The organism is Ochrobactrum sp. C6C9 (assembly GCF_022627935.1).
In the GTDB taxonomy this organism is placed as follows: domain Bacteria; phylum Pseudomonadota; class Alphaproteobacteria; order Rhizobiales; family Rhizobiaceae; genus Brucella; species Brucella teleogrylli.
Window position 1 is genome coordinate 1 of sequence record NZ_JABXGB010000122.1, and the last position, 280, is coordinate 280.

A 280-nucleotide genomic window follows, 5' to 3' on the forward strand; every position below is an offset into this window, starting at 1 on the left:
GCTTTACACGTTAGCCCTGTTTTCATTAGCAGGCTAATAACTGGACTCTATCGTTAAGTCCAAGGTTCCGAACTCCGTTATCATGCGCGGGTTTTCATGACAGGTATTGCGATAGCGCAAGCCGGTTGATTCACCAGGAGAGTTGATGAACACCCTTTTTATGCACTGCCGTCCGGGTTTTGAAGGCGAAGTCTGCTCCGAGATCTCGGAACACGCCGCGCGCCTGAACGTTTCCGGCTACGCCAAGGCCAAGACCGGCAGCGCCTGCGCCGAATTTGTC

At 53.6% G+C, this 280-nt stretch carries 1 protein-coding gene; it reads left to right on the forward strand.

From position 1 onward, the window contains the following. Window positions 1-145: 145 nt before the first annotated feature. Window positions 146-280: hypothetical protein (locus tag HWD97_RS24330; protein ID WP_371835821.1), on the forward strand; the 135-nt coding region annotated here is incomplete at its 3' end.